We start from the raw sequence: 951 nt of genomic DNA, 5'->3' as shown, positions 1-951 counted from the left end.
TATCGCATTGTTGCCACAGCATACCGAAGATATTGAAACGCTTAGCCGCTTCGGCTCTCTTGCGGTGCAAAAGGCAAAATACCACGGCGGCAATCAAATTCAGATGTTTGACGAAAGCTTGAAGACATTTTCGCGTGAGCGTCTCGAGATTGAGAAAGAGTTACGTTCCGCTCTCGTGAATGAAGAGCTCGAGGTGTATTACCAGCCGAAGCTCGATTTGAAAGAGGGGCTGATACTCTCCTATGAGGCCTTAATCCGCTGGAGCCACCCTCAGCGAGGTCTGGTTTCTCCTCAGGAGTTTGTTGCCATTGCCGAAGAGAATGGGTTGATATCAGATCTCGGCGCCTATGTTCTTTATGCGGCCTGTAACCAAACGAAAAAATGGCAGGACATGGGCTTTGGACCGCTCAGTGTGTCGGTTAACCTTGCGCCACGTCAATTGTTAGAGCCGCACCTAAAAAGCATCATCATTGAGAGTATTGCGGAGTCAGGTCTTGACGCGGGATTTCTTGAATTAGAGCTGACAGAAAGTGCCCTGAAAGAAGACATTCAGGGAGTAAGCGAGCGGCTTGCGGACTTACGCGAGATTGGCATCAAGGTATCGATCGACGACTTTGGAACGGGCTATTCATCGCTCAGTTATTTGCGCCACCTGCCCGTAGATACGCTTAAGATCGACCGAGAGTTTATCGACAATATTGAGTGCTCCAAAGCTCAGCAGGCGATTACCAAGGCGATTGTCGTATTGAGTAATTCTCTTGATTTGAAAGTTGTTGCTGAGGGCGCAGAAAATGAAGCGCAGCTTGATCTTCTAAGATCCCTTGGATGTGACTATGTTCAGGGTTACTACGTTTCGAGACCGCTTGATAAGGAAGCAATGGAAGCCCTGTTACGAAACCAGCAGCCGTCAAACGTTGGATAGTTGGATACCCTCAGCCAGCTTTAAACGAC

At 48.6% G+C, this 951-nt stretch carries 1 protein-coding gene; it reads left to right on the top strand.

Annotated elements, in window-relative coordinates:
• Positions 1 to 922, top strand: a 922-nt coding sequence (locus A3750_RS23235) for a bifunctional diguanylate cyclase/phosphodiesterase (RefSeq protein ID WP_156498881.1), incomplete at its 5' end; no start/stop codon positions are given.
• Positions 923 to 951: the final 29 nt, after the last annotated feature.

The organism is Oleiphilus sp. HI0079, assembly GCF_001635105.1.
This window is presented reverse-complemented; position numbering and strand designations above follow the sequence as displayed.